Origin of the sequence: Vibrio aerogenes (assembly GCF_024346755.1) — a bacterium.
Lineage (GTDB): Bacteria > Pseudomonadota > Gammaproteobacteria > Enterobacterales > Vibrionaceae > Vibrio > Vibrio aerogenes.
The window spans coordinates 2281428-2308206 of record NZ_AP024861.1; the positions used below are offsets into that span (position 1 = coordinate 2281428).

Sequence of the window (26779 nt, forward strand, 5' to 3'; positions counted from 1 at the left end):
TTATGGATGCACATCAACTTTGGGATTGAATTAGCTCTCATATTAAACAAACCGTTTGGTACTGATGATTGATTTTATAATAATAAATCCCTATTGATTTTCAGAGAGGGAAAGATCGGTTATGCCCATCTATCCAACTGCACCTGAAGGTGTTTCAGTTGATGAAAATATGAAGATGATACGATCAAAATTTGGACGTATTGTTGGTCCAGGGGATTATTATTGGTTTTATGAGCAAGTCAGGAACAAAGGCCCATGGGATTTTAAACAAGTAGGTTCATTTGAAAACTTCGGAAATTTCCATTACGGTGCCGTAGGTTATGCTGGTGGTATTCCCGAACCCATATTACTCAGGGCAGCAGGGTGTGCTCAAATGAAAGCAGGAACATCACTTGATAACTGGGGAAGCTGTTGGGGAGGTGAACCATATGGGGATGACCCTCATGATCAATATTACATCTCTTTAGGGATTGAATATGCAAAAAACAAAGGCTATTAGCCTGATATTACTTGGCGTTCTTCTTACTCTGGCTGGGCATTACCTTCTTCAGCCTGAAGTTAATCTGGATAAGCAGGTCTTCAACAAGCCAATTTCAGAAACACTCTCCGTTGTCGGCTACAGAAATAACACAGGTAATGCAACCGCAGGATTCAGCTATTTCTTTTATGTAATGTCACAAGGCGATGATTTACCTGAACCATTTTTGGTAACAGATACGCCAGAAATTCAGGTAACGCCTGATAATCATCAAGCATTTACCCTCACAGTGAAAGGGAAGGTGTATCAATTTACCAATTTGATATGGGTGAAAGAGGATGGGAAGCTCGTGCCAGTTTCCATCATGTTCAAAGCTGAGAATGAAAAACACAAATCGCAGATTCAGCACCTTCAATGAAAATTTCTAAGGCGATAACTCTGTAAGCTACCACCTTCACTTTTCTTTACAAAAGCTTAATCACTCACAAAATCTTCCGGGGACAGGCACCATATAAACCCCAAGAAATTCCCTACCCCAGGGCAAAATTCACGACGAATTTTGAGGTTGTCTGAGCCGGATGCGAATACAACCGTCCCGGTCAACACCAAAGAACCCAAAGGCTCTTTCTGGTTCCTCTTTGAGCCATCAAAGAGGAACTGGTGCGCGTTCACCGATGCCAAATAAAACGGCGAACTAAACAGCGCATCATAAAGCCTCACTCAAATAAAACGCCAAAACTAACCCGTCAATAGACTTATGCTAAACGTAGTATAAAGTGGTCAAAATTCAACTCAGGAAGTGTTGTGAAGTCCGGTATGCATTCCCACGCGGAGCATGGGAACGAGTCCATTAAGAAATCTTCCGGGGACAGGCACCATACAAACCCCAAGAAATCCTCACCCCCAGGGCAAAATTCACGACGAATTTTGAGGTTGTCTGAGCAGGATGCGAATACAACCGTCCCGGCCAGCACCAAAGAACCCAAAGGCTCTTTCTGGTTCCTCTTTGAGCCAGCAAAGAGGAACTGGTGCGCAATCACCGATGCCAAATAAAATGATGAAATAAACAGCGCATCATACAGCCTCACTCAAATAAAACGCCAAAACTAACCTGTCAACACGCTTATGCTAAATGTAGTATAAAGTGGTCAAAATTCAACTCAGGAGATGTTGTGAAGTCCGGTATGCATTCCCACGCGGAGCATGGGAACGAGAATAAGCCGATGAAATAAACAGCGCATTATACAGCTTCACTCAAATAACCCGCAGAAAAATACCAGCGACAAATTCAATCATGAATTTTCTTCATGTTAAACGTGAGTGAATACCATTGTTAATTTAATCACCCACCAAGTATAAAAATAGTCAGGCACCATTGATACAAATCAATATCGATGCTGATTTTTACTTCGGCATTTTGATTAGAATCAATAAAAACAACATAAATCAGCAAAACAGATTAGAAAACTAACAACGCCCAAGGCTTAAATTCACGCTTATCGAAGAAGATGAAATAAACATGACGACAAATAACGATTTTACATTCACGATTAAAAGCATCCGTTTCGATGAACATTACCGCCCATCGGACAATACACGGATCACGACTAACTTTGCGAATCTGGCGCGTGGCGATTACCGCCGGGACAACCTGCGCAACGCGTTAACCATGATCAATAATCGTTTTAATGCCTTAGCGCACTGGGATAACCCGAATGGCGACCGCTACGCCGTCGAGCTTGAAATTATCTCCGTGGAGATGGATCTGGGGGTTGAAGAGCGTCAGAAAACATTCCCGGCGATTGAAATCCTGCAAACCCACATCGTTGATCACCACACGAATCAGCGCATCGAAGGCATTGTCGGCAACAACTTCTCTTCCTATGTACGCGACTATGATTTCAGCGTTTTATTGCCCGACCATAACAAAGATCAGGCCCAATTCACTGTGCCGGCAAGTTTTGGCGAACTGCATGGCAAACTCTTCCATCATTTCATCAATTCAGCGGCTTACAAATCACATTTTGCCAAACAGCCGGTGATTTGTCTCAGCGTATCAGACAACAAAGTCTATCATCGCACGGGTAATCAGCACCCGGTTTTAGGCGATGAATATGAGCCGAATGAATCATCGCTGACGGAGCAGTATTTCAAAAAAATGGGCTTGCAGGTTCGCTACTTTATGCCACCTAACAGTGCGGCACCTTTCGCCTTTTATTTTGTCGGCGATTTGCTGCGTGATTACACCGATCTGGAGCTTATCAGTACCATCAGTACGATGGAAACATTCCAGAAGATTTACCGCCCGGAAATATACAATGCCAATGCAACCGCCGGGCAGTGTTATCAACCCAATCTGAAAAACAGCGATCATTCACTCACCCGGGTGGTTTATGACCGTGAAGAACGCAGCCGCCTGGCGATTGAACAAGGGAAATTCACGGAAGAATATTTCATCAAACCTTATCAGAATATTCTCGAGCAATGGGCTGCTGGCTATGCTTTTTAAGGCTTATTTTTTTAAAGTACCATTTTTTAAAGTACCGTTTTGCAAAACACGATTACTGAATCAACGGCTCTTTAATGAACTCTTTTTTCATGGCTTGTTTTTTAACGAAATGATTTTAAATGCTCCGTTTTATGAGCTAACGAACCTGAATTCACCTGACAAAGATTAACGGCATTACGAATGATGAAAACATTATTACCCACTTCAACGGCAGGCAGTTTGCCTAAACCTTCCTGGCTGGCACAACCGGAAACGCTTTGGTCTCCCTGGAAATTACAGGATGAGGCGTTAGTTCAGGGCAAACAAGATGCCTTGCGTTTGTCTTTGCTGGCACAGCAACAAGCGGGCATTGAGATTGTCAGTGACGGTGAGCAAACCCGCCAACACTTCGTCACGACCTTCATTGAACATCTTAACGGGGTGGATTTCGATCAGCGTAAAACCGTGAAGATTCGGGATCGTTATGAAGCGAGTGTTCCGGTGGTGGTTGGTGATGTGTCGCTGAGCAAACCCGTGTTTGCAGAAGATGCAGCCTTTTTACGCCAGCAAACCCAGCAGCCGATCAAATGGGCCTTACCGGGGCTGATGACCATGGTCGATACACTGTTCGATGATCATTATCACAGCCGGGAAAAACTCGCGTGGGAATTTGCCAAAATTCTCAATCAGGAAGCCAAAGCATTACAAGCGGCGGGAGTCGATATCATTCAGTTTGATGAGCCGGCCTTTAATGTGTTCTTTGATGAAGTGAATGACTGGGGCATCGCCGCACTTGAAAAAGCGATCGAAGGGCTTGAATGTGAAACGGCCGTGCATATTTGCTATGGCTACGGCATCAAAGCCAATACCGACTGGAAGAAAACGCTGGGCTCAGAGTGGCGCCAATATGAAGCGATTTTCCCCAAGCTACAGCAGTCAAATATCGATCTGATCTCACTCGAGTGTCACAACTCCCGCGTGCCAATCGATCTGCTTGAACTGTTGCGTGGCAAAAAAGTCATGGTCGGCGCGATCGACGTCGCCACCCATACGATTGAAACGCCGGAAGAAGTGGCACAGACGCTGCGCAAAGCACTTGAGTTTGTCGATGCAGATAAACTCTACCCGTGCACCAACTGCGGCATGGCCCCTCTGCCCCGTGACGTGTCAAACGCCAAACTGGCGGCTCTGAGTGCCGGGGCTGAAATCGTGCGTCAGGAGCTTTCTGCTTTGAAGGCATCTTAGATTGTTCACGGGTTTGGCATTAACGGATTTGTGCAGTTAATAATTAATTGAGACTGCACACTCCGCCATCGGGCATTCGGCCAGGTAGCATGCTTTCTCTATTTACTTTTTCTCTTTCACCGGCAGCTTTTTCAAACCGGGGGTTTCCATTTGTAACTTGTTGAACAAATCTTCTTCCTGCTGCCGGATATTGTGATGACATGCCTGAATCTGATCTCTTAAATCACTAAGCTCAATCACCGTAAACTGGTTTTCTTCAATATGCAGATAATCCGCTTTACTCAGCTGGTTATTGCTATACCCAAGCAACCTGAAGATGCTCTGTTCAGTGAGACTTGTTCGGGCTTGAAACAAGGCACTCCTTCTTTATAACGAAAGAGGGAAAACATAGTTATTCTACGTCGAAAATCAGTAACGCTGGGGCAAGCCCGGACAAACTCACCCGCAGGGCGTCAGCCGAAACGCACATCTCACATGATTTAATACTCATGAAACAAACTCATATCAATCTGGAAAATAAACGGATCATCTGGATGTGTCTGGTGGAGCAAATAGACAAGGGCATGGATGGCTTGAGCGGTTTGCGGAACCAGATATCCGGATCAGCAAATGACTTAGAATGGTATCGGTACCCGGCGAAACCCCACCTTTCTTCTGGTGAATTGCGGATAAGTTCGCTACATTCATTTTTCATTCAGTCTGTCGTGTCAGGATTTACCCGGATATTTATGAAATTTTGTGATGAAACCCTGAGCCCCCCGATACTTGCGTATGCACACAATTATTCCCATGGGGAGGTTGAACCACCTCATACGCATCAGTGCGCTCAGTTCTTACATGCGCTGAACGGTGTGATTCGGGTCGATACGCCATCAGCGTCGTGGGTTGTGACAACGAATCAGGGGCTGTGGATACCTGCCGGCATTTCACACAGTCTACGAATCACAGGCGACGTGCGGGTGCGGACGCTTTTTGTTGATCCCATGGCCAGAGCCGATCTTCCTAATACTTGTGTGTTAGCGAAAGTTTCATCGTTGCTGACCAGTTTAATTGTGGCGGCCGTCTCGCTGCCGGATATCCGGATTGCGGGAACACGGGAAGAACGTATCTTCGAACTGATACTGGATGAACTACGTTTATTAAACCCGATTGATTTTTATCTGCCCAACCCAACAACAGAGGCATTGGTTAAGCTCTGTCAAAACGTCTCTGAGCGTCTTGCACACCCGTGGACCGCTTCTGATGCTGCCAAATTTTTAGGTCAAAGTGAGAGAACCATATCCCGGCGCTTTCAGCAAGAACTGGGCCTGACGTTTACAGAATGGCTGCGCCAGAGAAGGCTCCTCCACGCTTCTGAGCTTTTAGCCAGCGGAGATAGCGTTTTAGAGACCGCATTAGCGATTGGATATGACAGCCCCAGCGCATTTAGCGCGATGTTTAAAAGCCGGACCGGGCTGTCTCCGAGTGAATATGCGCTGATGGCAATGCCATCCGATCTCAGTTAAAACGTCACGTGAGTCTGTACGAGATGAGCATAAGCATTCAGCAATGCCTGCAAAGAAGCTTTGGTTGCATCTTCTTCAATCGCGACACCAAAAACACTAGCATTAGACATCGCAGGCTGTAGCTGTACATAACCCGCCGCTTTACTCCGTGTTTGCGACCCCAGCGTATGTTCGTGGTAATCGATAATATTGACGTGAAGACCAAATTGTTCCGTTAACCCGCTGAGCAAGGCAGACATCATGCCGTTCCCCGCACCGGTGCATACAATGTCTTTGCCGTTGTGACGCATCCGGACTTCAATGTGTTGACCCTGCGCTGTTGGCTGGCTGTGATAGTGCTGCAAACTCAAGACGGGGTTTTTCACCAAACCATAAGATTGCCTGAATAATTGCCATAATTCTGACAGGGAAATTTCACACCCCGATCGATCAGTATGGACTTTCACTTTTTGACTTAAATCAGCCTGAAGCATTTTAGGCAGCCTCAATCCGTGGTTTTCCTGGAGTAGCCATGCCGCACCACTCTTGCCTGACTGACTGTTGACCCGGATCACTTCTTCATAATTACAGCCTAAATCCATAGGATCGATTGGCAGATAAGGGATATTCCAGTGTTGCTTCAACGTCGCATCATACGCAGAGAATCCTTTTTTGATCGCATCTTGATGCGAACCGGAAAAGGCAGTAAACACCAGCCTTCCTGCATATGGATGACGCGGATGTACCGGGAGTTCATTGCACTGTTCAACGAGTTCAACCGTGCGCCGGATATCGGGAAAACGCAATGTGGGATCAATTCCCTGTGAATAAAGGTTTAATGCGAGCGTGACCAAATCAACATTCCCGGTACGCTCACCATTACCGAATAAGCAGCCTTCGACCCGTGTTGCGCCTGCTAACATGGCAAGTTCGGCACTGGCGACCCCAGTTCCCCGATCATTATGCGGATGAATGCTGATAGTCACGTGCCCGGGTGAATGAAAGTGACGAATAAAATGTTCGATCTGATCAGCAAAAACATTGGGGGTGTTACATTCAACGGTGGTTGGCAGATTGATAATCAGCGGCCTTGTTTCCTCCGGCTGCCATACAGACGCGACGGCTTCACAGATTTCAAGTGCAAACGCTGCTTCAGTAAAATTGAACGTTTCTGGTGAATACTCAAGCGTCCACACCGTTTCAGGATGCTTTTCACATAACGTTTTGATCTGTTTAGCCCCATCAACAGCCAGCGCCAGAGTCGCCTGTTTGTCCTGAGAAAACACAAGATCTCTGAATGACGGCGCCGTCGCATTGTACAAATGAACAATCGCCTTAGAAGCACCTTTCAGGCTCTCAATCGTTCGCTCAATCAAGTCGCGTCTGGACTGTGTAATCACCTGAATCGTCACATCATCAGGAATCAACCTGTCCTCAATCAAACACCGGACAAAATCAAAATCGGTTTGTGATGCTGATGGAAATGCAACTTCAATCTCCCTGAACCCACACTCAACGATGTGGTTGAAAAGTTTCAGTTTCTTCTCAATACTCATCGGATTCGATAAAGACTGGTTCCCATCCCGTAAATCGGTGGAACACCAGCGCGGGGCTTTCTCCAATTGCCTTGATGGCCAGGTTCTCTGCGGAAAACGGATAACGGGGGCAGCCCGGTATTTCTCTGATGGTCTGTCTAACATGGTTCATCTGTCCTTTCCTGAAAAAGAAAAACTGATGTTAGAAGAGTTTGGATATGAAATCTGAAGAGAAGCTGACGACAATCGTCGCATTTTGGACAAATGCAGGCGCGTGGTCATTCACAGTTTTGGCTCTCGTTAACTTTCGTTCCCACGCTCCGGAGAACGAAGAGAACAAAGGTTACGCTAGTACACCTAATCCCTTATCCGCCACCAGATTTAACAATTTCAACGATGGACCATTCGGTTTCTTCTGACCTTGTTCCCATTTCTGCACGGTGGATTTGCTGATATTCAGATAGGCAGCAAAAACACCTTGACTGGCACGGTTTTGGGTACGAATTGCTTTGATTTCTTTAGCAGAAAACGTTTTAACCAGCGGCAGGCAAAGGGTATCGAATTCCCGCATCGTCGTGTCTTTCATGACACCTGCTGAATGTAGATCATGCGCAGTATGATGCACAGTTTCTAAGATAGATTTATTCATCATCTTCAACCTCAATTAACGCGCCATGCTCAATAGCAAGGCCTAGAGCGTGTTCAGAATAGTTCAGGAGCTCAATGGCTAATTGCTTTAGCGCTTTTAACTCATCAGGAAGAATATTCGAGCGGGCATTTTTGGCAAAACCATAGATAAAAAATGCCTGATGATGAGCTTGATACACCAAAACAGTTCTGGCGCCACTACGCTTTCCTCGTTGAGCAAGCGAGACACGCTTTTTAATCACATGCCCGCCCAAATCAGCATCGACAAGACCATATTCAATCTCATGGACTGCCGTCAATAGCGCCAGATCATTGAGTCCGGTTTTGATTGCCCATTTGTGAAAAGCTCTGGTTTTGAATATCCTCATGAATATTTCCAATAAAGTGTAGTATTAGGTGCTATAGTTTTCAATCAGATTTTCCAGCATGCCGAAAATGAATTAAACAAAAAACGATAGAACCGGAAATATACGAGTGAATTCAAAATAATATCCAAACAACATCAGAACTATCAATCGGGCATAAAAAAACCAGCCCGAAGGCTGGTTTCTCAACAATCAACAGAAAGAAAAAACAGTTATCCGATTAATCCCTGCTTTGCCAGATACTCATCATAAGTGCCGTGGAAATCATTCACACCCTGTTTGGTGATCTCGATGATACGCGTCGCAATGGATGACACGAACTGACGGTCATGGGAAACAAACAGCAGTGTGCCTTTGTAGTTCTCCAGCGCCAGGTTCAGGGCTTCGATCGACTCCATATCCATGTGGTTGGTTGGCTCATCCATCAGCAGAATATTTGGCTTTTGCATGATCAGCTTACCAAACAGCATTCGTCCCTGCTCTCCCCCGGAAATCACTTTGACGGATTTCTTAATATCATTCTGTGAGAATAACATCCGGCCAAGAATGCCACGCACGACCTGCTCGTCATCGCCTTCCTGCTTCCACTGTCCCATCCAGTCCATCAGGTTCATCTCTTCACTGAACTCGTGAGCATGGTCCTGCGCATAGTAGCCGATGTTGTTGTTCTCAGACCATTTGATCTCACCGGCTTTGGGAGTCATCACGCCCGCAAGCGTATTCAGCAGCGTCGTTTTACCGATCCCGTTTTCACCGATAATCGCAATCCGCTCACCGACTTCCACCATCAGATCAACGTCTTTAAACAGGATATTCTCGTCGTAACCTTGCGTCAGCCCGGTCACTTCCAGTGCATTACGGAACAGTTCTTTTTCCTGATCGAAACGGATAAACGGCGACTGACGGCTGGAAGGTTTCACTTCATCCAACTGAATTTTGTCCAGCTGCTTCTGGCGGGAAGTGGCCTGTTTTGCCTTCGATGCGTTCGCAGAGAAACGGCTGACAAAGGTTTGCAGCTCTGCAATCTGTGCCTTTTTCTTCGCATTATCTGCGAGCAAACGCTCACGCGCCTGTTCTGCGGCACACATATATTCATCGTAGTTACCGGTAAACAAACGCAGTTCCCCGTAATCCAGATCCGCCATATGGGTACAAACCGTATTCAGGAAATGACGGTCGTGCGAGATGATAATCATGGTGCAGTCCCGCGCCAGCAGCGTTTGCTCCAGCCAGCTGATGGTATGCATGTCCAGGTTGTTGGTCGGTTCGTCAAGAAACATAATGTCCGGTTCAGCAAACAGTACCTGTGCCAGCAACACCCTAAGTTTCAGGCCGGGCGCAATTTCACTCATCAGGCCGAAATGCTGCGCTTCCGGAATGCCCAGACCCAGCAACAGTTCCCCGGCACGCGCTTCAGCGGAATAACCATCCATCTCGGCGAATTCGGTTTCCAGATCGCCAACGCGCATGCCGTCTTCATCAGACATTTCCGGCAGCGCATAAATGCGGTCACGCTCTTCTTTTACTTTCCATAACTCTTTATGTCCCATGATGACCGTATCAATCACCGAATAGTCTTCAAACGCAAATTGATCCTGACCTAATTTGGCAATCCGTTCATTCGGATCGTATGAAACCGTACCCGAAGACTGTTCCAGTTCCCCACCAAGAATTTTCATCAGCGTAGACTTACCACAGCCATTCGCACCGATTAAACCGTAGCGGTTTCCCTGACCGAATTTGACAGAGATATTTTCAAATAATGGCTTATCGCCAAATTGCATTGTGATATTAGCAGTTGATAACACAGGACATTCCAGATTGGTTTAAAACATAAAAAAGCCAGCCATAAAAAAACAACTTCAGGCCAACTCCGCAAAACGAGCGCTATGTTAGCAGGTTCTGTGATGAACATCACCCTGTAAAGAAAAATCTGTTAACATCTGAAATTCAAAATAACAATAAGGAGATTGTCATGGTCACATGCTATGTAAAATACATCATTGATCCAAAGAAAATGGCTGAGTTTGAAGCCTATGCAAAGATGTGGATGCCACTGGTAGAGAAATTCGGCGGCCAACACCTTGGCTACTTTCTGCCTTCAGAAGGCGCAAACAATGTCGCTCTGGCTTTATTTACCTTTGAATCTCTGGCAGCTTACGAACAATACCGGCAGGATTCATTCGCCGATAAAGACTGTCAGGCGGCTTTTCAGTATGCCGAAGAAACCGATTGTATCGTCAGCTACGAGCGGAGTTTCTTCCGCCCTGTCATATGAAAAAAATTAAAATGATCATGGTCAGCACATCAAAATGTATCTGAAAGGCTGAGCTGATACAGAATAAACACCGTAATCAACGCCCCGGACAGGGCGTTAATTCAAGACACAGATAAAAGGAACATCATCAACACATGCTTGACTACATGCTGCACACTTTCTCATTTCTGCCCTACCCACCACAAGTACTGAAAGATAATCTGGAAACGTTTTTATCAGAACATCTGGCATACTGTGATGATCCTGATTTTTCGGCACGCTTCCCTTTTGAGCAAACAGGTCTTGACCAGTCCTTCTTTCTGCAAAAAGTCATACATACCGATGGAGAAGCCTATCTGACCGGCCCGCGTTATCTGGGTGGTGATATCAACCAACCTTTTATTGAGCTGCTTGCATCCACGGCCCCGGTCACCGCCGAAGCAGCCCGGCAAATTTTCGACCGCTGGCAACCTCTTCAGGCGAAAGAAATCCGGATACTGCGTCGTCCCGGAGCCAACCTGCCGGGCGTAACCGATCAGCTGATTTATATTGGTGAGATTCCCCAAACCCCGGATGAACCGTCCCTGAATAAACCATTCCTGAATAAACAAGACAACAACGTCCGTCTCAGAACCGCGCAATCCGCTGATCTGGACTGGTGCCAGCAAGCGATTGAAACCTCTTATCAGGAAACATTCCGCCAACTGCCACAATTAAAAGGCCAATTAGAACCCACAGAAGGTACAGCGCTCAAAGACGCCATCACCCACGCCAGTGCGTGGATCATTGAAGAAGAAGGCATACCTGCGGGTCTGATCATCTGCGCTCCGGATGCCTATGCATTTATTGGCGGCTATTGCATCACCGGGGAAATTATTCTGCCGCAATTCAGGGGCAGGAATCTGGCGGCCAAAGCACAGCGACAGCTCTCCCGTCAGAGATTAACCCACCCCGAAAATCACTTACTGATCGGCACGATCGCCAGAGATAACATCCCATCCAGACGCAGCGCAGAAAAAGCCGGACGCAAGGCATTACTGGAATATGCGTTTATGCGGCCGGAAGATTTTGCATGAACATACAGGGAGCCATCGCTCCCTTTGGGTTTATTGCGGGCCGCGCAAACCAATCAAATTACCGAACGGGTCTTCCACCTGACACATCGCCAGCCCGTTATCAATCTCAAGCGGGCCACGATATAACACCGCCCCCAATGACTGAAAAAAGGCCAGTGAATCAGTGCAATGAGCGCCCACCACCCTGAGCGGCCGGTATATTGCTTAGTTTCAGGCAGATTATTCATAGATCTTCGACTGAGCTGGTTGGTTTGATCCTCCCCAGCCTCGATACATACCTTCAGTATTAAACGGAAGACTGATGTTGCCTTTATGATCAACAGCGATGACACCGCCGCTACCACCAGTACTTGGTAAGTCTTTAAACACAACATGATGAGTTGCCTGCTCCAGGCTCTCGTTTGCCAGCATCATTCGGGATGAAATGTTGTGAGCAACGACATGACGTAAAAAATGCTCGCCATGGCCAGTAGCAGAAACTGCACAAGTTTGATTGTTGGCATAGGTACCTGCACCAATGACTGGTGAATCACCAATACGACCATACTGCTTATTTGTAATGCCCCCTGTTGATGTTGCAGCGGCCAGATTGCCATGCTTATCAAACGCAACAGCACCTACAGTCCCATACTTGTAGTCATGATCTGTGGGTTCAAGAATAACCGCTTGTGCTTTTATCGCAGACTGTAACTGCTGGTAACGCAAATCCGTCGAAAAATAATCATTTTCAACCTGTGGTAGCCCTTGTACCCGGGCAAACTGCTCTGCACCTTCTCCGCCTAAATACACATGAGGTGAATTCATCATTACCTCACGGGCAACATCGATTGGGTTAGGACTAAAACGAATACCCGAAACCGCTCCGGCTTCCAGATTTTTACCGCACATAATAGATGCATCAAGTTCATGATTGCCCTGATGATTGAATACTGCACCTTTTCCTGCATTAAACCATATACTGTCTTCAAGACGATTTACCGCTTTTTGGACAACATCAAGCGCATCAGCCTCAGCCTTCAGAGCTGCTAACCCTTCTTCAACGATGCTTTTTAATACTGATTTAATTTCTGATTCCTGAGCCGGAGTTAGCTTTCCTTTAGACATTGCACCAGCCCCACCATGAATCACGATGGCATATTCATTTGGCATACAACACACTTCCTTTGGATATAAAGGAGCTGTTAACCTCATAAGGACAGCTCCCAAATTTATATTTGTTACATTTGAGTCGTAGCAAGATAAGAGAATGCACACAAAAGACTGATCAGCGACTTCATGTCATTCGCCGTATACGTTACTGTGCGGGCATCCAATTGCTCAACACCGGGAATCAAGGCAAACACATCTGCCATAACCGGTTTTACAGCACTAAGTTCAAGAATATATGGAGGCTGAATCAGGCAATTATCTGTTTTGGTGAGATTTTTCACTGCATTGCTCGCTGCTACACGAATTTTTTCCTGAGCGTCTTTCGGGCTTAATGACTGAGCTGCAGTTGTTGATACCGCACGTTTAACGCAGCAATAGCTAACGCCCGGATAACGTGTTTCAACCCATTGCTGAAACTGATCGTCTCCGGAAACCAACAGCAAAGGTGTATTATTCTCCGACGCCGACGCATTGTATAAATCAAGCTCTGCCATCGGTTTTCCATTGACGACGACCCGGTAGAATCCTGCGCCATTTATAGTATGAGCCAGCACGCCTTTTTCTCCGGCGGCACTGTGATAACCAATACAAAACAGCCCGCCAAATGGTTCATTATCTATCCCTTCCACCATAGAAAAAGGACGGGGTTTACTCTGAACCAATTCCGCTCGTGGATCGATGTTGGCTGACCGTAGATTCGTCATCGAACCATGGCTATCCGCCACAACAACTTTAGTTGCTCCACCTTCAAAAGCGCCGGCTATAGCTGCGTTAACTTCCTGCTCCATCAGAGCTCTGGCTGATTCATATTCGGTATTACCGGCACGGCATTGCTGAGGTGAAACGACTCCGGCAATACCTTCTATATCAGCTGAGATAAAAATATTCATAATTTCCCTGTTTAGTTAACACCGTTATGTTCATAGAGGTCTTGAAGAATGTCAGATAAAGCATAACGAGTGTGATCCTGAAATCCTGTCACCTGCGTCGCCTGCAGCAATGCGTCCAGTACTGCAGTTTCGGTTCCTTCAGCCGCAGCCCGTAACAAAAGTTCTAACTCACTATCACGAAGCTTCTTATCTTCTCCGGAGGTCGAAAATGCGACTGCAATATCTCCAGAACCATGCCCCCAATAGCTACCTAATCTTCCCAAACCTGCTCCCGCACGCTTAGCTATCCGCTTCAATTGACGCCCATCTAAAGACGCATCGGTCGCCATTAAAATAATGATGGAACCTTTATCTTCTTGCTCTGAATCTGTCTTCAGGTGAGTTTCAATAATATCGCCAAATGGCAGGCCTTCGAGACGTAATGCACTTAACGCACCAAAATTAGCGAGCACCAACACACCCACAGTCGCATTGAGCTCAGAGACATAACAAGAGCTGGTGCCTATGCCACCTTTGAGTGCAAAGCAACTCATGCCACGTCCGGCACCAACACTTCCTCTTTCAAACTTAACGCCAGTATTACGTAATGTATCAATAACCAGATTTTCGCTAACCGCCAGCGCCTGAATATCATTCAGATATCCATCATTACACTCAAGAACCAAAGGGTTTACCGTAGGTAATGAACGACCAATATCCGGGTTCTGCTCAATCATATATTGGACAGTGCCACTGAATGCCCTGCCAACACACAAAGTGTTCGTCAGTACTATTGGGGTTTCCAGTACACCCAGCTCTTCAATCTGAACCAGTCCGACTGGTTTAGCAAAACCATTTAATACAGCACAACCACAGGGAACCGGACTCTGGTAAATATTATCCTGTACCGGTTGAATGACTGTCACACCAGTCTGACATTCACCAGAATCTAAGGTGGAATGGCCGACGGTTACACCGCCGACATCACTAATACTATTATTGTTTCCGGAAGGGAAGAAACGGTACCCAATCGTCCCCTCTTCTTTCCAACGATTGATAACTAACTGTATTCTTTGTTGTAAACTATTCATGTATTTTTCTAAGATTTAAGCTTCGGGTCTAAGGTATCGCGCAATGCATCACCGAGTAAATTAAACGCTAATACTGCCAGGAAAATTGCCAGGCCAGGAAAAACACTCACATGCCAAACCCCTGCCATCATCATATTGCGTCCCATTGCCAGAATATTACCCCACTCAGGAACATCAGGTTCAGGGCCAAGACCAATAAAGCTCAAACTAGCCGCAGTCAATATACTCGTCCCTATCCGCATGGTGAAATAGACAATTACACTGGACAACGTACCCGGGAGAACATGACGGAATAAGATTAATTTATCCGCCGCACCCACACATTTTACAGCGTCTATATAAGGCGTTTGTTTAATAGACAGGGTGGACGCACGCACTATCCGGGCAAACACCGGTACACTGAAAACAGCAACAGCAATAATAACGTTATTCAGGCCTGTACCAAGAATCGCCACCACAGCAATTGCCAGTAGCATCCCCGGAAATGCAAACAGAACGTCCGCACCACGCATGATAAACATGTCAGCTTTGCCGCCGTAATATCCGGCGATAAGTCCTGATACGATACCAACGACCATGCCCAGAGTTACCGATACAACACCGACATACATGGATATTCGCGCACCGTAAATAATCCGGCTTAAAATATCACGCCCCAGATCATCAGTTCCCATAAGATGTTGCCAACTCGGAGCAGCAGAAAGTGCCATCCAGTCAGATATCATAGGATCATAAGGCGATAACCACGGAGCAAAAATCGCTACAAGGACCAAAGCCAGTACAAAAATACCTGACACCAACGCCATTGGGTTGCGTCTAAAACGCTGCCAGAAATCACGCCACGGAGAGCGAATTGGACCCTGACTGCTTACTTCTAATGTCACTTCCATATCTTTCTCCTAACGTAACCGAATAGCCGGGTTCACAACCGCATACAAGAGATCGACCAGTAAGTTGATCACTATAAATTCCAGAACAAACAACATCACTAGTCCCTGAATAACAGGCTGATCCTGAGTTTGAATAGATTCAATCAATAGCCATCCCAAACCAGGCCAGCTAAATACTCGTTCAACAACAATAGAGCCTCCTAACAGAAATCCGAACTGTAACCCAAGCATAGTAATAACCGGAATGAGGGCATTTCGCATAATATGCTTCCATGTCACTAATCGGGCACGTAATCCCTTTGAGTGAGCAGTACGCACATAATCTTCCTGAGCGACTTCTAAAAAAGCCGAGCGAGTAAAACGCGCCATAACCGCTGCCACTGAAGCGCCTAATGTAAAAGCAGGTAAAATGATATCGCTTGGCTGGTTGAACCCGCTGACGGAAAAAATACCAAATGGCATAGCAACAAACTGGATAAGTAATAAGCCCAGCCAAAATGGGGGGACAGATATCCCACCAATAGCCAGGCTCATTAAAGTCCAGTCTTGCCACTTACCTCTTTTTAATGCAGAAACAACCCCAACTAACAGGCCTAAAACAACAGACCAGGCGAAGCCAGCTAATGCCAGCCACAAAGTCGGCATAAAGCTTTTAGCAATAACTTCTGTGACAGGTTGACGAGTACGATAAGTAATCCCCATGTCTCCATGAGCTAACCCATTCAACCAATGAAAATACTGCTGGGGTAATGGCTTATCGAGTCCAAGCTGCACTCTTGCAGCCTGGATTGCTTCGATAGGAGCATCTTCTCCCGCATATACGCGTGCCGGATCTCCCGGTAGTAGTTTGATAAATGCAAACACCAGTAAGGAGACCACCAGCAGTACCGGGATCATTTCTAACAATCGACGAACAACATACGATAACACGGTGCTCTCCTCTCTTGTTTAGTTAAACTGCGCTTAGTTAAACTTCGCTTGATTAAACAGTAAAGAACCATCAGCCAGCATCGAAACACCCGCCAGTTTCTTCTTTTTGCCCACTAAATTGTCCGGAGTACCCAAGAATACAATTGGTGCATCCTTCCAAATCAATTGTTGAGCAGTCGCGTAAGCTTTAGCACGCTGTTCCGGATCTGCGGTTTTTAAGCCACCCATAATTGCATTATCAACACCTTCGTTGCTGTAGTACGAGACGTTATAAGCCGTCGGAGTCCAGGATTCGCTGGCAAACAGAGGACGTAGTGCCCAGTCTGCATCACCTGTTGAAGGTGACCAACCACCGTAATACAAGTCAAATTCAGCTTTCTTAGGATCCTGAACACTCCACAATTTCGCATTTCGTGTACCTGAGTCCATCGGAACAACAGTCACCTTAATCCCAACCTGAGCTAATTGTTGCTTCACAAACTGAGCAGTACGAACGCGAGGAGTAGAGTTAGATGTCCAGAGTTTCAACTTCAGCCCATGCTCATAACCCGCTTCTTTCAACAATTTCTTCGCTATTTCAGGGTTATAGGAGTAATCCGGAGAAGTTTGCTGTTGATAGAACTGTACTTTAGGCGCCATTGCTGAATGTGCAGGAACCCCCATGCCCGCAGCGTTCACTTTTAACCACAAGTGACGATCTAACGCATAGTTAAGCGCCTGGCGGACACGTACATCTCCCAGCGCTTTATGCTGCGTATTGATAGCCATATACATCAGGTAAATACTAGGGTCACGTTGAATAGCTAACTTGTCATCACTTTTGACTGTATTTACTAAGTCCGCAGGAAGTGGATAAATTGCATCCACCTGACCTGATTTAAGTGACGCTACCCGCGTTGAGTCTTCAGGTGCAGGGAAGAAAGTTACACTGTCTACTTTAGGCCAACCTTTTTGCCAATAAGAGTCGTTCTTAACCAGTTTTACATCTTTACCAGGATGCCATTCTTCGAACACAAATGGACCAGTACCCACCGGATGCAAACGAAGTTCAGCTTCTTGTGGATATGCAGCAAGTACTTTAGGGCTCCACATCACAGCAGAAGGGTGAGCCAGAGTATTGACAAAGGCACCAAAAGACTGATTCAGAGAAATTTTAACCGTTTTACTATCGACAACATCTACAGACTCAATCATTTTATAAAGACTATTTCGTTTCAGTCCTTTAGTTTGGTCTGCCAAACGAGTGAGGTTCGCTTTCACCGCCTCAGCATCAAATGGTGTTCCATCCTGGAACTTCACCCCATCACGTAAAGTAATAGTGAACTCTGTAGCATCATCATTACTGGTGTATTTGGTTGCTAACTGAGGCACCAGCTTCATACTGGCATCAAACTGAAATAAGCGCTCAAAAATACCACTTTGTACAGAGTAGCTGACGTTGTCGGACGTATCATGAGGGTCCAGACCTGTAATATCAGCATACATAGAAATCTTAAGATCATCTGCCATTACGCCTGCTGAAAAGCTCAAAGCCAGCGCAAGAGCAACTGTTGTTCTTTGTGATAGTGGTTTCATGTGTTTCTCCTGATTATCCTTAATCGAGTAAGTAGTAACTTTGCAAATTTTGTTACTATAATTGTTCCGCGACCCAGTGTTGCGAGGTCACTTTACGGAATGTTGCTCTGTTTACTTCAATACCAACAGGTTTCATGGGTGATGGAGGGAGCTCTGAGTCGTCAAATACCCGCTCTTTACGCTGACTTGGATCAGCAATTGGCACAGACTCCAGTAAGCGCTTGGTATAAGGGTGTTGCGGGTTGTTAAATACAGACTGGCGGCTTCCTAACTCAACAATCTGTCCTAAATACATCACAGCAACCCGGTTGGCGATTCGTTCAACGACCGCCATATCATGTGAAATGAATATCCAGGCGACGCCAGTTTTCTTTTGCAGATCCATCATTAGGTTAATCACCTGAGCTTGTACTGATACATCGAGTGCAGAAACGGCTTCATCGGCAATAATCACTTTAGGCTTCAGGGCCATTGCCCGGGCAATGGCAATGCGCTGACGTTGACCACCAGAAAATTCATGTGGATAACGTCGCGCATGTTCCGGTAATAAACCAACACTCGTCAGAAGCTCTTCCACAACGGGCGTTGCTTCCTCCAGGTTTTTAGCTAAGCCATGAATCAGTAATGGTTCCGCGATAGAAAATCCGACCGTTAAACGTGGATTTAATGAGGCATATGGGTCCTGAAAGACCATTTGGATTTCACGTCGAATTGGTTTAAAGGCTTTTTCATTAAACAGCGAAATTTCCTTCCCCTGAAAATGAATACTTTCAGATTCACTTTCTATCAAACGCAGAAGAGAGCGACCTGTCGTTGATTTACCACAACCACTTTCACCCACAATAGCAAGTGTTTCACCAGGCCAGACATTAAAATCGATCTGTTCCACCGCGTGAACTTCATGACAAACACGGGACAAAATTCCGCTACGGACCGGGTAGTACACCTTTAGCCCCCGGACATCCAGTAAAGGATTGCTTTCATAATTAGCGGTTTTATGTTCGCTATGCTCAAGCTCTCTCGATTGCCCCACCAAATCAAAAGGTTTCGGCCAATAATAATCGGTCATATCCCCTAGTTTAGGAACGGCAGCAAGAAGTGCTTTCGTATAAGGATGGGAAGGTGCTTGAAAAATGTCACGAACCGGACCCGCTTCTACAACCTCACCCCGGAACATAACAACAACTTTATCCGCGATTTCAGCCACAACCCCCATGTCATGGGTGATAAACATGACCGACATATTACGCTGTGCCTGTAGATCACGCAGAATCCGAAGAATTCGGGATTGAATGGTCACATCCAATGCTGTAGTCGGTTCGTCAGCTATCAGCATTTCCGGATCACAGGTCAATGCTAATGCAATCATCACTCGTTGTCGCATCCCGCCAGAAAGTGCGTCTGGGTAACTACTCATGACCCTGTCAACATCTGCAATATGGACTTGTTGTAGCAACTCACAGGCTTTGCTGTAAGCTTCTTTTTTACTGCATAATTGATGATCGAGAAGAGCTTCTGTCAACTGATCACTAATTCTCAACACTGGATTCAGTGATGTCATTGGCTCCTGGAAAATCATTGAGATCTCTTTTCCACGAATCTGACGCTGCTCTTCATCTGTTAATGACAGAAGATCTTTAGAAAATTCGCCGGACTGAAACAGAATACTGCCTTTTTCAACCACAGCACTTCCGCTTAATAGTCCCATGATGGAAAGTGAAGTGACTGACTTACCAGAGCCACTTTCCCCAACGACAGCGACAATCTCTCCTCGTTCAACGGAAAAAGATACATCACGTAAAGCGCGGTTTATACCTTCGTGACTTCGGAAGCTAACATTCAGATCCCGTATAGATAGTAAAGGTTTACTATGGTGATTCATCATCCGTGACACTCTCCTGATTAAGTCCAAATACGTCCTTCTCGGTACTCCAGATAAGGAACACTGTCGCCAGCCAGCCAGATAGGCCCGTCAAGGTCGATTAATTCGCATTGTGCTGCGATTGGTAACGCAGCATCCATCGCTAAAGATGAACCTAACATGCAACCTACCATCAGACGCATGCCTTTTGCCTTAGCCTGTTCTACCATTTTGAGTGCCTCAGTGAGGCCACCACATTTGTCGAGCTTGATATTAATAAACTCATAACGCGAGGATAAGCTGTCGATATCTTGATTCACGTGACAACTTTCATCAGCACAAACTGGAATGACATGTTCAAAGTCTGCCAGGATTGAATCATCACCAGCGGGTAACGGTTGTTCAATCATCGTAATGTCATATGAAGTGAGAGCTTTGAACAAAACCGGAAGGTCACACCCAGCCCAGGCTTCATTAGCATCTATGATTAAAATAGTCTCTGGCGCAACAGAGCGTATAGCAGCCACTTTTTCCACTATCTGCTCAGCATTCAATTTTATCTTGAGCAGAATCGCACCTTTTTTAACGGCTTTTTTCGCACTGGATTTCATCGCATCTACAGAACCTAAACTAATGGTTTCTGCTGTAATCACACTTTCCGGTTGGCTGACACCGCTCATTGACCATAAGTTTTTTTGTGTAGAAGCAGCTTCTAATCGCCATAACGCGCAATCCAGTACATTCCTGGCAGCTCCCGCTGGCATCAGAGCCTGTAGCTCTTCTCGCGTAAGACCTGACTCAAAGCTTCCCCTTATATCTTCAAGTTGTGCGACAACACTCTCAGGCGATTCACCATAACGAGGGGTTGGCGTACACTCTCCTAAGCCAATAAAGCCATTTTCTTCCACATTTACACGCACCACTGTGACCGCAGTACGCGTGCCTCTGGATATAGTAAACGGACGTGATAAGGGGAGCTCAACAACATCAATTTCGAGGTTTCTCATACCCATCCTTTATGCTGCATTTTCTTTTAAAAACACGGCTATCGAATCGATGCCAAAACGGACTGAATCCACAGCAGGAACCTGGAATTCTTCACTCAAATTAGCCAAATATTCCTTTGCTTCTTCTTCGGAATATCCAGAAGTATTCACCGAGATACCAGCAAGCTTAACATTAGGGTTTGTCAGTCGGGCGTTATACAAATTCAGATAAACGCAGTCATTGATTTCGACAAGTGGATGATGAGGCAGATGACGGGTATGTGGACGACCCATTTCATGGCACATGACCAACCAATCTGGTTGGGAGCCGTGTAGTAATCCTAAACTAACACCTGCATATGAAGGGTGAAACAACGAGCCCTGACCTTCGATGATATCCCAATGGTGCGCATCATTCTCAGGTGAAACCCATTCAGCAGCACCAGAAATAAAGTCAGAAACAACCGCATCAATTGGAATACCTTCTCCAGCGATTAAAAGTCCGGTTTGACCCGTGGCACGGAACTGAGCATTCATATCTAAATTCTGCATCGCTGATTCCAGAGCAAGCGATGTATACATTTTCCCTACCGCACAATCAGTTCCAACGGTAAGTACACGCTTCCCGGATCTTGGCAAACCTGAACCAACAGATAACTTTGGCTGGTGATAACGAACATCGAATAATTTCACCTGGTACTGTTCTGCCAATTCAACTAACTCAGGGAAATCAGTAAGTTTTTGATGTAACCCACTTGCGACATTTAAGCCGCATCTAATGGCTTCAATGACAATTTCTTTCCAATCCTCTGGAATATATCCACCAGCATTTGCAATACCCAGAACAAACGTCTGTGCACCTTTCTGTTTTGCCTCTGATGGGGTGAGTTCTGGCAGTCCAAGTGAGACGGTACAGCCGGACAGACTCATTTGTCCTACACTGGCCTGCGGGCGCCAGGCATGAATACCACGGGCGGTTTTGGCCGCGAGTGGATCCGATACATCGCCGAGAAAAAGAAGGTAAGGTTGCGGTATTTGCATATCCGTATCTCTAGCTATTCCTATTCAGGCAACTACTATTTCACGAATTAATCGCTGCTAACGAATACTTATTTGTGCTACACCCATAACCTTAAGTTATACCTCAGCCTAGAGCGTGCTCTAAGTTTGATTCGTATTTCGACCTGCCAATGACAGAAGGGCTCATCATGGTCCGTATATTGCTTATCTGTATATTGCTTAAACATCTGGTACTAGCGAGGTAAACACTCCCCTCAATTCAGACATATCTAAAATAACAGTCCATATAATCTGCGCTGGCTAACGCGAATAATAATATTGACCATGTTTCAGGAACGTCACTTAGGAATGAATTTGAGAGAAGGATTACCCATGAGATTGAGACAAATAGAAGTCTTTCAAGCCATTGTTGAGGCAGGTACTATTAGTGGTGCAGCACGCATATTGAATGTCTCCCAGCCAAACGTCAGCCGGGTACTAAACCACACGGAACAACAGTTAGGTTTTAATCTCTTTGAAAGAAGTAGCAAAGGCCTTATTGCGACTAAAGAAGGGCAATTATTACTACCCGAAGTAGAACAATTGACACAGCACCTGAAAATTATCGACGAACTGACACGCAGCATGCACACTAAAAAAGCGCAAACGCTCCGAATTGGTGCAGCACATGCCTGCTCACAAATGATCATTGCGCCGACCTTAGTAAAATACAGAAAACAAAATCCCACATTAAACGTTGACCTGGTCACCGAACATTTTGCAGCACTTCAACAAGCCGTGCTGAATAATGAACTAGATATTGCTTTGGTATTCGGGCAGCAAGTTGACAAAGCTCTACTTACCGAGCCACTATTTCAGGAAAATATGGTTGCTATCCTTCCCAAAGATATGTCAGCACCAAAACAAGTTAGTCTTTCCTGGTTATGTGAGCATAACTTTCTGATGATGCAGAAAAATGATCCCCTTGGTCGTGTTTTACACAAAGCAATAGACACGCTTAATTTACAACCGGCGAACTCTATCTTAATCAAAACTTATTCGGTCATCGCTGACATGGTCTTATCTGGAGGTGGTGTCGGAGTTGTTGACCGATTTACGGCAAACCGCTACTCCAACGAGGTAAACATTGTACCAATCTCCGAGAGATTGCCATTTGAATTGATTTTAATTAGCCGCAGAGACAAACCACTGTCACCTCAGTTATTAGCGCTTAAATCCCTGTTTAAACAGCATTGCAGAAGCAATTATCTGCACAAAAACCTCTAAATCCAGACGTACCGCAGAAAAAGCCGGACGCAAGGCATTACCGGAATATGCGTTTATGCGGCCGGAAGATTTTGCATGAACATACAGGGAGCCATCGCTCCCTTTGGGTTTATTGCGGGCCGCGCAAACCAATCAAATTACCGAACGGGTCTTCCACCTGACACATCGCCAGCCCGTTTTATGACGGATTATATGCTGCATCGGACGCTTTCGGGTCCGGGCCATATTCATTACTGCCTTTATCACCTTCAAAAATCGTCAAAACAATCAACACAAGCGTACCAATGAAAGGAATCAGTGCAATGAGCGCCCACCAACCTGAACGGCCGGTATCATGTAAGCGACGCACCGTCACTGCGATCCCCGGTACTAAAACCGCCACACCATAAACAGTCCCGATAGCAACCGTGCCGAAAAAACCATCCAGAACTCCGGCAATCAGAGAGAAAATCAAATTGAACAAAAAAAACATCCAATACTCTTTTCGTCTTGCTCTTCCTGTAAATACTGCATACTGCCTGATAACAGCGATATACCATTCCATTGTCTTTCCTCTCTTTTTAACTTATGAATTTTGCGCTTCATACTAAAACGATTGTTTATTATAACAAGCGGGAAATCATTCGCTATGAAGGTTTTTTCTCTGGCTTCTGTGAGATTGCTGTCCGGTAGACTTATTCTCGTGACCCTGCTCCTGCGTGGTCATGCTTACGGGGCTTAAAACCGGTGATTGTTGAGACTTTTCCCGGAAGATTCCGGCTTTCGTGGCGGGTTTGGTGCGCGGGTTAGTTTTGTAGGTTCAAGCGGCATTTGGTGCACGCGCCCCAGTTACTTTTCACGGAGGAAAAGTAACCAAAACTCCTTTTTCTTTGGCTCTTCCAGGCGTTGGTCAGGAACGATTTTTATGCACATCCTGTGCTGAAAAATCTAAAAATTCTTCCCTGAATTTTTTCCTTAGCTGAGTGTTACTCTTCTGTTTAATCGCTGTTTTTTCCTCGTGACCATGCTCCTGCGTGGTCATGCATACGGGGCTTAAAACCGGTGATTTGTTGAGACTTTTCCCGGAAGATTCCGGCTTTCGTGGTAGGTTTGGTGCGCGGGTTAGTTTTGTGGGTTCAAGCGGCATTTGGTGCACGCGCCCCAGTCACTTTTCACGGAGGAAAAGTAACCAAAACTCCTTTTTCTTTGGCTCTCCGGGCGTTGGTCAGGAACGATTTTTATGCACATCCTGTGCTGAAAAATCTAAAAATTCTTCCCTGAATTTTTTCCTTAGCTGGGTGTTTCTCTTCTTTTTAATCGCTGTTTTTTCCTCGTGACCATGCTCCTGCGTGGTCATGCATATGGGGCTTAAAGCCAGTGATTTGTTGAGGTTTTTCCCGGAAGCCGCCTAATATGAGATGTGTCCCAAGCCACCACCAATATTTTTTCCGGTAGGTAAAAACACAGCCAATAATGGTCACAAGTGCATTGACAAGCAAAAGGAACAGTATGAATAACAATCCTAATTCGCCGTTACTATCAGCAAGGATGTTGTAATACTATTTTTTACAACCAATGCCTATGTTCAGCATCATTACAAAATACCTAAATTTGCTCCGGTAACACCGAAAAAATACACACAGACAGGTATCCCTCCCAAAATGGCATAAGCTCCAAACCATCGCCAGTGTTTCTTATAACCTGTGTAAATTGAGCCAGCCAGAAATGAAACCGGAGTTCCTAAAAACAGCATGAACAAAGCAAGACCAATAGGTATTATTCCTCCAGATGAGTTTGCTGGCGTATTATCTGGATTATCTGCAACATCAACGATTAAACCTAAATCAATGCCAAATATAAAATGACACCATACGTATACAAACCAGATAAGAGGAAGTATCAAAATCAAGTTTTTTGCGGCACTCCTCATAGAGTAAATCCTATTTTAGTAATAAATGTTTGATAATTATAATCTTTATAATGCTGTAACAAATACCATGAACGAAAACCATCCAGTAGTTCAAATGGTTTACTGGATAAACTCAGGCCTTGATGATTAATATCTTTTGGATCTAACCCAAAGTGATCCTGAATCTTATACTGGAATTTCCCCCTGATTTGATTGCCTTTATATTCTAATTTTGTTGCGTAAACCTGCATAGACCAGATTCCGTGAACCGTTAACACTGTTCCATCCAATAAAGAATCAAATTGAGGAAGTTTCGTACCTTTACTTGATTGCATATACTGACTTGAAATCTGAACAATATCACTGTCCAATGTGCCGTTTTTTACATGCTCACCAAGACAGTTCATTAATACCTGATGGAAATTTTTTGTCGTTTCATGGTTTTTCAGTGCATTATCGAGCGAGGTATTGGCATATTCTCCACCTTCATTCTGTTCAAATTTGTCGACCATTTCAGAAAAAATACCAGACGTTTGGCTACCAATGCGCTGATCGATATTCATCCATTGCGGTGAAAATAGGTTAGCCAGCGATCGCATTCGCTTAAAATGTTCTGCTGCTGGTAATGAGAACTGATCTTCACCGTACATCGTATACCCTTCTCTATGAGAGGTGTATTGAGACTGTTTAAACGGTTTCATGAATCCGTAACCTTCAATAGTTTCTTTGGATTCATCACCATGAATCATGTCTGGTGCGTTAAAGTCGTCCATCTGGTTTTGAGTCTCATAGATCAAAATCGGATAACTGCCGGGTACAGGCTTCCAGTCTTCTTCTTCCTTCGCATCAGATTGTTTACGCTGCTGCTTACTTTGTTTTTCTTTTTCTGCCTGTTTTTCGGCGGCTTTTTCAGCCTGCATATTTTCCTGAATCTGTTTTGCATATCGTTCCGCGCTGGTGAGTGGCGGTGCCGTTTCGGTAAGGATGGCTGCAATGCTGTTTGCATCACTCCAGCCATCATAAGCCAGCGTTCCACATGGAAAATGCTCCCACTGCACGCCTTTATAGCTGAAAGTAATCATTTCGTGCATTTCCTCAACGGGGCTGTGAATCACATGGGGTGTGACATCACTGACACCGGAAATCACCGCTTGCTGAAACGCGATCGAATAGAATTTTTGATAATGGCCTTGCTCGTTCGTCCGGTAAAAGTCGATTGTTCCTTCTAAGTGCTCCTGTTTTGCAAAAGCGGTTGCTAACAATGGGGATGATTTATCTTTTAGTTTCGTAATTTGAATCCCATCGTGATTGATACCGTGTTGATGTGGCAGTTTTGACAGTGAATACTGACAAGCCAGTACAGTGATTTGATCGGTATGTGTTTCCTGATAGCGGTTTCCCATTGAATCTTTGGTATTGCAGCCACCGGAAATTAAACCTTGTGTTTCTCCTTTGAGTGTCAGATAGGCTAAATGAGCCATGTTGATTCCCTTTAATCAAGATGCATAATGAAATGCACTTTATATCATACTTTTAATTAACTCAGATGCATATTTTTAATATTTCTTTTTGCTATATGTCTGTGCTTACAATCCCGACAATCAATAACTTACAGAGAAGCAGTTTTAATGTGGGAGCTGATACAATCAAGTGGTATCTGAAACCTGAAAACAAGCCA

At 45.2% G+C, this 26779-nt stretch carries 25 protein-coding genes and 1 pseudogene; 8 read left to right on the forward strand and 18 right to left on the reverse strand.

The window, feature by feature from the left end:
* The first annotated feature begins 121 nt into the window (after positions 1–121).
* The 4 genes from OCV29_RS10105 to OCV29_RS10120 all read left to right on the forward strand — a co-directional run bounded on the left by OCV29_RS10105 (position 122) and on the right by OCV29_RS10120 (position 4211).
* Positions 122–499 (forward strand): polymorphic toxin type 44 domain-containing protein, encoded by a 378-nt coding sequence (locus OCV29_RS10105; RefSeq protein ID WP_073603952.1) that lies wholly within the window; start codon positions 122–124, stop codon positions 497–499.
* On the forward strand, positions 477–896 hold the full coding sequence (locus OCV29_RS10110) for a hypothetical protein (protein WP_073603951.1): 420 nt from the start codon (positions 477–479) through the stop codon (positions 894–896). The genes OCV29_RS10105 and OCV29_RS10110 overlap by 23 nt, the downstream gene beginning before the upstream one ends.
* 1101 nt (positions 897–1997) lie before the next feature.
* Complete coding sequence (locus OCV29_RS10115; RefSeq protein ID WP_073603949.1) at positions 1998–2987, forward strand: DUF1852 domain-containing protein; 990 nt, start codon at positions 1998–2000, stop codon at positions 2985–2987.
* Between the two features lie 183 nt (positions 2988–3170).
* Positions 3171–4211 carry a methionine synthase gene (locus OCV29_RS10120; protein WP_261887394.1) on the forward strand — a complete coding sequence of 347 codons (1041 nt, stop codon included), beginning with the start codon at positions 3171–3173 and terminating at the stop codon, positions 4209–4211.
* 102 nt (positions 4212–4313) lie between these two features.
* On the opposite strand, the gene OCV29_RS10125 is transcribed toward OCV29_RS10120, so the two are convergent.
* Positions 4314–4565: a hypothetical protein gene (locus tag OCV29_RS10125; RefSeq protein WP_073603947.1), complete on the reverse strand. Its 252-nt coding sequence runs from the start codon at positions 4563–4565 to the stop codon at positions 4314–4316.
* Between the two features lie 134 nt (positions 4566–4699).
* On the opposite strand from OCV29_RS10125, the gene OCV29_RS10130 reads away from it, so the two are divergent.
* Positions 4700–5716 carry an AraC family transcriptional regulator gene (locus OCV29_RS10130; RefSeq protein ID WP_245796857.1) on the forward strand — a complete coding sequence of 339 codons (1017 nt, stop codon included), beginning with the start codon at positions 4700–4702 and terminating at the stop codon, positions 5714–5716.
* Here the strand turns inward: OCV29_RS10130 and leuA are convergent.
* From leuA to OCV29_RS10150, 4 genes are all read right to left on the reverse strand, one after another.
* Complete coding sequence (gene leuA / locus OCV29_RS10135; protein WP_073603946.1) at positions 5713–7395, reverse strand: 2-isopropylmalate synthase; 1683 nt, start codon at positions 7393–7395, stop codon at positions 5713–5715. The genes OCV29_RS10130 and leuA overlap by 4 nt on opposite strands.
* Before the next feature lie 178 nt (positions 7396–7573).
* Positions 7574–7882, reverse strand: coding sequence for a helix-turn-helix domain-containing protein (locus OCV29_RS10140; protein ID WP_245796855.1), 309 nt, complete (start codon positions 7880–7882; stop codon positions 7574–7576).
* Entirely contained in the window at positions 7872–8246 is a 375-nt protein-coding gene (locus OCV29_RS10145; protein WP_073603944.1) for a type II toxin-antitoxin system RelE/ParE family toxin, read from the reverse strand. The genes OCV29_RS10140 and OCV29_RS10145 overlap by 11 nt, the downstream gene beginning before the upstream one ends.
* Before the next feature lie 209 nt (positions 8247–8455).
* Positions 8456–10051, reverse strand: a complete 1596-nt coding sequence (locus OCV29_RS10150; RefSeq protein WP_073603943.1) for an ABC-F family ATPase — start codon at positions 10049–10051, stop codon at positions 8456–8458.
* 167 nt (positions 10052–10218) lie between these two features.
* Between OCV29_RS10150 and OCV29_RS10155 the strand changes: the two genes are divergently transcribed.
* Both OCV29_RS10155 and OCV29_RS10160 read left to right on the forward strand, forming a co-directional pair.
* Positions 10219–10521 (forward strand): NIPSNAP family protein, encoded by a 303-nt coding sequence (locus OCV29_RS10155; RefSeq protein WP_073603942.1) that lies wholly within the window; start codon positions 10219–10221, stop codon positions 10519–10521.
* A gap of 134 nt (positions 10522–10655) precedes the next feature.
* Positions 10656–11576 (forward strand): GNAT family N-acetyltransferase, encoded by a 921-nt coding sequence (locus OCV29_RS10160; RefSeq protein ID WP_073603941.1) that lies wholly within the window; start codon positions 10656–10658, stop codon positions 11574–11576.
* A 30-nt stretch (positions 11577–11606) separates the two neighbouring features.
* On the opposite strand, the pseudogene OCV29_RS10165 reads toward OCV29_RS10160, so the two are convergent.
* From OCV29_RS10165 to dgcN, 10 genes and pseudogenes are all read right to left on the reverse strand, one after another.
* Positions 11607–11735: pseudogene (locus OCV29_RS10165) on the reverse strand (glyoxalase/bleomycin resistance/dioxygenase family protein); the annotation flags it as partial.
* Between the two features lie 60 nt (positions 11736–11795).
* Positions 11796–12725 (reverse strand): isoaspartyl peptidase/L-asparaginase family protein, encoded by a 930-nt coding sequence (locus OCV29_RS10170; RefSeq protein WP_084193321.1) that lies wholly within the window; start codon positions 12723–12725, stop codon positions 11796–11798.
* 68 nt (positions 12726–12793) lie between these two features.
* Entirely contained in the window at positions 12794–13615 is an 822-nt protein-coding gene (locus OCV29_RS10175) for a M55 family metallopeptidase (RefSeq protein ID WP_073603939.1), read from the reverse strand.
* 11 nt (positions 13616–13626) lie between these two features.
* Positions 13627–14685 (reverse strand): DmpA family aminopeptidase, encoded by a 1059-nt coding sequence (locus OCV29_RS10180; RefSeq protein WP_073603938.1) that lies wholly within the window; start codon positions 14683–14685, stop codon positions 13627–13629.
* Positions 14686–14693: 8 nt separating this feature from the next.
* Positions 14694–15575, reverse strand: a complete 882-nt coding sequence (locus OCV29_RS10185) for an ABC transporter permease subunit (protein WP_073603937.1) — start codon at positions 15573–15575, stop codon at positions 14694–14696.
* Between the two features lie 9 nt (positions 15576–15584).
* On the reverse strand, positions 15585–16505 hold the full coding sequence (locus OCV29_RS10190) for an ABC transporter permease (protein WP_073603936.1): 921 nt from the start codon (positions 16503–16505) through the stop codon (positions 15585–15587).
* Between the two features lie 33 nt (positions 16506–16538).
* The gene (locus tag OCV29_RS10195; RefSeq protein ID WP_073603935.1) at positions 16539–18080 is read right to left on the reverse strand and encodes a glutathione ABC transporter substrate-binding protein; all 1542 of its coding nucleotides are present in this window, start codon (positions 18078–18080) and stop codon (positions 16539–16541) included.
* Positions 18081–18135: 55 nt separating this feature from the next.
* Positions 18136–19965: an ABC transporter ATP-binding protein gene (locus OCV29_RS10200; protein ID WP_073603934.1), complete on the reverse strand. Its 1830-nt coding sequence runs from the start codon at positions 19963–19965 to the stop codon at positions 18136–18138.
* A gap of 17 nt (positions 19966–19982) precedes the next feature.
* Complete coding sequence (gene dgcA / locus OCV29_RS10205; RefSeq protein WP_073603933.1) at positions 19983–20948, reverse strand: N-acetyl-D-Glu racemase DgcA; 966 nt, start codon at positions 20946–20948, stop codon at positions 19983–19985.
* Between the two features lie 9 nt (positions 20949–20957).
* Positions 20958–21968 carry an N-acetyltransferase DgcN gene (gene dgcN / locus OCV29_RS10210; RefSeq protein WP_073603932.1) on the reverse strand — a complete coding sequence of 337 codons (1011 nt, stop codon included), beginning with the start codon at positions 21966–21968 and terminating at the stop codon, positions 20958–20960.
* A gap of 351 nt (positions 21969–22319) precedes the next feature.
* Here dgcN and OCV29_RS10215 point away from each other — a divergent pair, with 351 nt between their 5' ends.
* Positions 22320–23213 (forward strand): LysR family transcriptional regulator, encoded by an 894-nt coding sequence (locus OCV29_RS10215; RefSeq protein ID WP_073603980.1) that lies wholly within the window; start codon positions 22320–22322, stop codon positions 23211–23213.
* A gap of 178 nt (positions 23214–23391) precedes the next feature.
* On the opposite strand, the gene OCV29_RS10220 is transcribed toward OCV29_RS10215, so the two are convergent.
* From OCV29_RS10220 to tssD, 3 genes are all read right to left on the reverse strand, one after another.
* Positions 23392–23757, reverse strand: coding sequence for a DUF805 domain-containing protein (locus tag OCV29_RS10220; RefSeq protein WP_073603931.1), 366 nt, complete (start codon positions 23755–23757; stop codon positions 23392–23394).
* Positions 23758–24786: 1029 nt separating this feature from the next.
* Positions 24787–25122, reverse strand: coding sequence for a hypothetical protein (locus tag OCV29_RS10225; RefSeq protein WP_073603930.1), 336 nt, complete (start codon positions 25120–25122; stop codon positions 24787–24789).
* Positions 25119–26582 carry a type VI secretion system tube protein TssD gene (gene tssD / locus OCV29_RS10230; protein WP_245796852.1) on the reverse strand — a complete coding sequence of 488 codons (1464 nt, stop codon included), beginning with the start codon at positions 26580–26582 and terminating at the stop codon, positions 25119–25121. Before tssD ends, OCV29_RS10225 begins: the two co-directional genes overlap by 4 nt.
* Positions 26583–26779 lie beyond the last annotated feature (197 nt).

What these genes read in the sequence shown, in the direction of transcription:
- OCV29_RS10145 (WP_073603944.1), bottom strand. Translation starts at nt 8,246, where the DNA reads ATGAGGATATTCAAAACCAGAGCTTTTCACAAATGGGCAATCAAAACC.
- OCV29_RS10120 (WP_261887394.1), top strand. Translation starts at nt 3,171, where the DNA reads ATGAAAACATTATTACCCACTTCAACGGCAGGCAGTTTGCCTAAACCT.
- tssD (WP_245796852.1), bottom strand. Translation starts at nt 26,582, where the DNA reads ATGGCTCATTTAGCCTATCTGACACTCAAAGGAGAAACACAAGGTTTA.
- OCV29_RS10115 (WP_073603949.1), top strand. Translation starts at nt 1,998, where the DNA reads ATGACGACAAATAACGATTTTACATTCACGATTAAAAGCATCCGTTTC.
- OCV29_RS10215 (WP_073603980.1), top strand. Translation starts at nt 22,320, where the DNA reads ATGAGATTGAGACAAATAGAAGTCTTTCAAGCCATTGTTGAGGCAGGT.
- OCV29_RS10185 (WP_073603937.1), bottom strand. Translation starts at nt 15,575, where the DNA reads ATGGAAGTGACATTAGAAGTAAGCAGTCAGGGTCCAATTCGCTCTCCG.
- OCV29_RS10155 (WP_073603942.1), top strand. Translation starts at nt 10,219, where the DNA reads ATGGTCACATGCTATGTAAAATACATCATTGATCCAAAGAAAATGGCT.
- OCV29_RS10110 (WP_073603951.1), top strand. Translation starts at nt 477, where the DNA reads ATGCAAAAAACAAAGGCTATTAGCCTGATATTACTTGGCGTTCTTCTT.
- OCV29_RS10200 (WP_073603934.1), bottom strand. Translation starts at nt 19,965, where the DNA reads ATGATGAATCACCATAGTAAACCTTTACTATCTATACGGGATCTGAAT.
- OCV29_RS10220 (WP_073603931.1), bottom strand. Translation starts at nt 23,757, where the DNA reads ATGGAATGGTATATCGCTGTTATCAGGCAGTATGCAGTATTTACAGGA.
- OCV29_RS10195 (WP_073603935.1), bottom strand. Translation starts at nt 18,080, where the DNA reads ATGAAACCACTATCACAAAGAACAACAGTTGCTCTTGCGCTGGCTTTG.
- dgcN (WP_073603932.1), bottom strand. Translation starts at nt 21,968, where the DNA reads ATGCAAATACCGCAACCTTACCTTCTTTTTCTCGGCGATGTATCGGAT.
- leuA (WP_073603946.1), bottom strand. Translation starts at nt 7,395, where the DNA reads ATGTTAGACAGACCATCAGAGAAATACCGGGCTGCCCCCGTTATCCGT.
- OCV29_RS10160 (WP_073603941.1), top strand. Translation starts at nt 10,656, where the DNA reads ATGCTTGACTACATGCTGCACACTTTCTCATTTCTGCCCTACCCACCA.
- OCV29_RS10175 (WP_073603939.1), bottom strand. Translation starts at nt 13,615, where the DNA reads ATGAATATTTTTATCTCAGCTGATATAGAAGGTATTGCCGGAGTCGTT.
- dgcA (WP_073603933.1), bottom strand. Translation starts at nt 20,948, where the DNA reads ATGAGAAACCTCGAAATTGATGTTGTTGAGCTCCCCTTATCACGTCCG.
- OCV29_RS10105 (WP_073603952.1), top strand. Translation starts at nt 122, where the DNA reads ATGCCCATCTATCCAACTGCACCTGAAGGTGTTTCAGTTGATGAAAAT.
- OCV29_RS10170 (WP_084193321.1), bottom strand. Translation starts at nt 12,725, where the DNA reads ATGCCAAATGAATATGCCATCGTGATTCATGGTGGGGCTGGTGCAATG.
- OCV29_RS10180 (WP_073603938.1), bottom strand. Translation starts at nt 14,685, where the DNA reads ATGAATAGTTTACAACAAAGAATACAGTTAGTTATCAATCGTTGGAAA.
- OCV29_RS10225 (WP_073603930.1), bottom strand. Translation starts at nt 25,122, where the DNA reads ATGAGGAGTGCCGCAAAAAACTTGATTTTGATACTTCCTCTTATCTGG.
- OCV29_RS10140 (WP_245796855.1), bottom strand. Translation starts at nt 7,882, where the DNA reads ATGATGAATAAATCTATCTTAGAAACTGTGCATCATACTGCGCATGAT.
- OCV29_RS10130 (WP_245796857.1), top strand. Translation starts at nt 4,700, where the DNA reads ATGAAACAAACTCATATCAATCTGGAAAATAAACGGATCATCTGGATG.